This is a genomic window from Dietzia aerolata, from assembly GCF_014144865.1.
Lineage (GTDB): Bacteria > Actinomycetota > Actinomycetes > Mycobacteriales > Mycobacteriaceae > Dietzia > Dietzia aerolata.
The window spans coordinates 1-4,684 of the sequence record NZ_JAALDM010000188.1; the positions used below are offsets into that span (position 1 = coordinate 1).

The following is a 4,684-nucleotide window of genomic DNA, read 5'->3' on the forward strand; positions in this document are numbered from 1 at the left end:
CGAGCCCGCTTCCGGCCCTGCCGGCCCGGCCGGCCCGGCCTCGAGCGTGCGGAACTTCTGGCCCGCCCGCGTCGTCGGTCTGGCCCCGGCCGGCGCTCTCACACGGGTGGCCACCGAACTTCGCGACGGGCAGCGCATCGACGCCGAGGTGACCACCCGCTCCGCAGCCGATCTCGCGCTCGCTCCCGGCGTGGACGTGACGCTGGTGGTCAAAGCCGCCCAGGTCTCGCTCTACCCGCGCCCCTGACGGCCTGCTCTCGAACACCTTGCGAACTTCGCGGCTCTCACAGCTCTCAGTGCTCCCCGGACGCAAAAGACCTGTCTGATTGCGATTGACCCACACGATTGTGGTTGTCAATCGCAATCGGACAGGTCTTTCGAGAAGCTGCCGCGGTCGGACCGCGCAAGCCACCTTTTTCACGCGCCACCGGCACCCGAAAACCGCCCCACACGGCTCCGGCGACGCAGAAGCCCCAGTGGACTCAGCCGAGCGGTCCGGCCTCAGCCCACGCGGTCGACGGTGAACCGCACGAGCCGCCGCAGCGCCTCGTTGGCCGGGCCGGCGGGCAGCGCGTCGAGCTCGGTCATCGCATCGTCGACGTACTGCTCCAGTGTCGCCCGGGCCCGCCGCATCCCCTCGGACTCGCGGAGCAGCTCCAGGGCTTCGGCGACCTCGGCGTCGTCGGTCAGCGGTTGCGCGAGCAGCTCCCGCAACCGGGCGCTGTCGGAGGAGGTGTCCTCCAGCGCGTAGATCATCGGCAGGGTGTGCACGCCTTCACGCAGGTCGGTGCCGGGGATCTTGCCGGAGTCGTCGGCGGGCGAGGCGATGTCGATGATGTCGTCGGCGATCTGGAACGCGACTCCCACTGCATCGCCGAGGCGGCGAAGGCGCTCGATCTGCTCGGCATCGGCCTCGGAGTACTGCCCGCCGAACTGGGCGGCGGTGGCGATCAGCGAGCCGGTCTTCTCCCAGATCACGCGCAGGTAGTGCTCGGCGGCCTCGGTGGCCTTGTCGCCGCTGCCGGGGCCGACGGTCTCGCGCATCTGACCGGTCACGAGCTCGGCGAAGGTCTGGGCGATGAGCTGCACGGCGAACGGCCCGAGCTCGGCCAGCAGCATGGAGGCGTGGGCGAACAGGAAATCGCCGGCGAGAATGGCGGTGGAATTGTCCCAGCGACTGTTGGCGGATTCGACGCCGCGACGCATGGTCGCCTCGTCCATCACATCGTCGTGGTACAGCGTGGCGAGGTGGATCATCTCGCACACGACGGCGGCCTTGATCAGCCGCTCGGAGTCGGGTCGGGGCCCGAGTTGCCCGGTCAGCAGGGTCATGAGCGGACGGAAGCGCTTGCCACCGGCGGTCACGAGGTGCAGGGCCACTTCGGAGAGGAAGTCCTCCCCGCTCGCCAGTCGGCTGACCAGCAGGTCCTCGACCTCGTCGAGCGTGGTCCGCAGGTCGGCCGCGAGGGCGGCGTCACCGATGTCCACGCCCGCCACGGTGTGGTCGGTCGCCCTGTCCGCGGTGCCGGTCGTCACTGAATCGCTCGACATCCCCACTCGTCCTCGTCGCCTGTAGCGGAACCGGCGTCGACCGGCCCTCACGACAGACTACGGTCCCCCCTCGAACTCTGCGCCACCCCACCCCGCCCGAGGTCCCCACACCCACCCGATCGCCTGACCTGAGACCATGGAGCGCATGCAGTCACGGCCCGCCCTCCCCGCGTCCACCGATGTCCTCGTGGTGGGCTGTGGCCCCGCCGGTTCGGCCACGGCGACGTGGTTGGCGCGCGCCGGCCGCGAGGTGACGGTGCTGGATGCGGCGACGTTCCCCCGCGACAAGACGTGCGGCGATGGCCTGACGCCGCGCGCGATGGCAGAGGTCGATCGGCTGGGCCTGGGCACGTGGGCGCGCGACCGCATCACCATCCAGGGCCTGGACCTGCGCGGTTTCGGCCACGAGCGTCGGGTGCCGTGGCCTGCGGGCGACCACGGTGGGACCGGCTCGGCCGTCCGCCGCACCGTGTTCGACGATCGGCTCCGCCAGACCGCCGTGGAGGCGGGTGCGGTGGTCCACGACGGCGCCCGCGTGACGGGTGTGGAGGTCGGATCAACCGGAGGGGACGACGACAAGGCCATCCGCGCCGTTCAGGTCGGCGACACCCGAATTTCGTGCCGAACTCTTGTCGTTGCCGATGGCGTTCGTTCGCCGGTGGGCAAGATGCTCGGACGGGCGTGGCATCGCGACAGCGTGTACGCGGTGGCCGCCCGCTCGTATGTGGCCTCCGACAGGCATGACCATCCGTGGATCGGCTCGGATCTCGAGTTGCGCGACGACGCCGGCGCCATCCAGCCCGGCTACGGCTGGGTGTTCCCGCTCGGCGACGGCGAGGTCAATCTCGGTGTGGGCGCCCTCGCCACGGCTGCCCGGCCCGCGAACGTGGCGGTCAAGGAGTTGCTCAAGCATTACGCGCGGATCGTGCACGATTCCTGGGCGTTGGCGGGCGAACCCCGCGCGATCACCTCTGCACTTCTGCCCATGGGCGGCGCGGTGTCCGGGGTGGCGGGCCGCAACTGGGCTGCCGTCGGCGACGCCGCTGCGTGTGTGAACCCGCTCAACGGCGAGGGCATCGACTACGCGCTCGAGGGCGGCCGCCTGCTGGCGGAGCTCATCTGCTCGGGCCCCGGCCCCGCTTCAACCGGAACCGACCTCACCCGGGCGTGGCCCGAGCTGCTCCGCGCCACGTACGGCGAGTCGTTCGCGATCGCCCGCGACGCCGCTCATCTGCTGACGTTCCCCCAGTTCCTGCCGTTCGCGGGCCCCATCGGGATGCGCTCGCAGACGCTGATGACGGCAGCAGTTCGCTGCATGTCCAACACGGTGGCCGATTCGGACCGCGACGTCGTCGCGCGCGGCTGGCGTGCCGCAGGCTCGATCGCCCGCCGCCTGGATCGCCGCCCCCTCTTCGCCGACTGACTCTTCGCCGCCCCCTCTTCGCCGTCTGGCCTCTCGCGAACCTGCCGGACATCCCTTTTCAGCTGCCGGACATCTGGTGCGAAATTCGGCTCAGAATCGAACCAAATGTTCGGCAACTCCAAATCGATGTCCGGCAACTCGGGAACTCTGTCCGGCCACCACTGCGCCCGGCGCGTCGACTCACCGGGCCGGAGCGAGAAAGCCGTGTTCAGGCAGGCCGGCGGGCCATGTGGATCGCGGCGATGCCGCCGGTGAGGTTGGTGACGGAGCACCGCTCCCAGCCGCTGGACTCGATGATCCGGGTCAGGGCCGCCTGGTCATGCCATTCGCGGATCGACTCGGCCAGGTACACGTACGCGTCCGGGTTCGAGGAGACGCTGGTGGCGATCTTCGGCAGGGCCTTCATCAGGTAGTTCATGTACACGGCCCGGAACGGCGCGAGCACCGGGGTGGAGAACTCCACCACGGCCAGCCGCCCGCCGGGCCGGACCACACGCGCCATCTCCCGCAGGCCGCCGGCGGTGTCCTGCACGTTGCGCAGGCCGAAGCTGATGGTGGCGGCGTCGAAGGACTCGTCGGCGAACGGAAGTTTCATCGCATCGCCGGCGACCTTGGGCACGTCCCGCCGGGCTCCGGCGCGCAGCATGCCGAGCGAGAAGTCGGCGGCCACGCACCAGGCCCCGGACTTGGCGAGTTCGACGGTCGACACGGCGGTGCCGGCGGCGAGGTCGAGGATCCGCTCGCCGGGTCGCGGCGCGAGCAGCGAACGCGCACGCCGACGCCACAGGTGGTCCATGCCTCCGGAGAGGACGGTGTTGGTGACGTCGTAGCGGTCGGCGACACCGTCGAACATGGACGCTACGTCGCGGGGCTGCTTATCGAGATCGGCGCGGGACACGGGCTTGACGCTACCCCGCCGAGGCGGGCCGACTTCGCTCAGGCCACGACCCGGGCGGGCCGGTTCACGCGCGGACGGCGGGTCACCGGGTTGCTGGTGCAGCGGGCTCCGGCGGCGACGTAGTGGTCGAAGAGTTGGCCGCAGATCGCGTCCCAGGTTCGGCCGGAGACGGTCTGCAGCGCGCCGGCGGCGAGCTGGCCCTGCTGAGAGAGCACGAGGTCGACGGTGTCGGAGATCTCGGAGGCGTAGGTGCGCGGGTCGAGCAGGTATCCGTTGACGCCGGCCTGGACGAGGTCGCGGGGCCCACCGCGGTCGGGTCCCACGACGGGCACGCCCGAGGCCTGCGCCTCCTGGATGGACTGGCAGAACGTCTCGAACTCGCCGGCGTGGCAGAACACGTCGAGGGTGGCGTAAGCCTGGCCGAGTTGTTCGCCGTGGAGTTCGCCGGTGAAGATCGCGTGCGGCATGGCGGCCTGGAGTGCGGGCCGGTCGGGGCCGTCGCCCACCACGACGAGCTGCAGATCGCCGTCGGGCCCGGAGCGGTCGGCGAGGGCCTGGAGGCGCTCGACGTGCTTTTCGGGGGCGAGTCGGCCGACGAAGCCCACGACGGGCCGGCCCTCGGGCGACCACAGCTGGTGCAGTGCCTCGCTGCGGCGGGCGGGGTTAAAGCGCGTGGTGTCGACGCCGCGGCCCCACCGGTAGAGGCGGGGGATGCCGTGTCCGGCCAGGTCGTCCATGGCGGCGGTGGAGGGGGCGAGGGTGCGGTCGCACGTGAGGTGGATGGCGCGGGTCCACGCCCAGGCGGCGTCGCC

5 protein-coding genes are annotated in these 4,684 nt (G+C 71.0%); 2 read left to right on the top strand and 3 right to left on the bottom strand.

Going from position 1 to position 4,684, the window contains the following annotated elements:
- A partial coding sequence (locus tag G6016_RS11445; RefSeq protein WP_182632776.1) for a TOBE domain-containing protein occupies nt 1–247 on the top strand: 247 nt, incomplete at its 5' end.
- A gap of 254 nt (nt 248–501) precedes the next feature.
- On the opposite strand, the gene G6016_RS11450 is transcribed toward G6016_RS11445, so the two are convergent.
- Nucleotides 502–1,551: a polyprenyl synthetase family protein gene (locus tag G6016_RS11450; RefSeq protein ID WP_182632777.1), complete on the bottom strand. Its 1,050-nt coding sequence runs from the start codon at nt 1,549–1,551 to the stop codon at nt 502–504.
- A 145-nt stretch (nt 1,552–1,696) separates the two neighbouring features.
- Between G6016_RS11450 and G6016_RS11455 the strand changes: the two genes are divergently transcribed.
- Entirely contained in the window at nt 1,697–2,974 is a 1,278-nt protein-coding gene (locus G6016_RS11455; protein WP_380023207.1) for a geranylgeranyl reductase family protein, read from the top strand.
- Nucleotides 2,975–3,182: 208 nt separating this feature from the next.
- On the opposite strand, the gene G6016_RS11460 is transcribed toward G6016_RS11455, so the two are convergent.
- A complete protein-coding gene (locus tag G6016_RS11460; protein WP_182632779.1) occupies nt 3,183–3,872 on the bottom strand; it encodes a demethylmenaquinone methyltransferase in 690 nt (229 codons plus the stop codon).
- Nucleotides 3,873–3,910: 38 nt separating this feature from the next.
- A partial coding sequence (locus tag G6016_RS11465; protein WP_182632780.1) for a glycosyltransferase occupies nt 3,911–4,684 on the bottom strand: 774 nt, incomplete at its 5' end.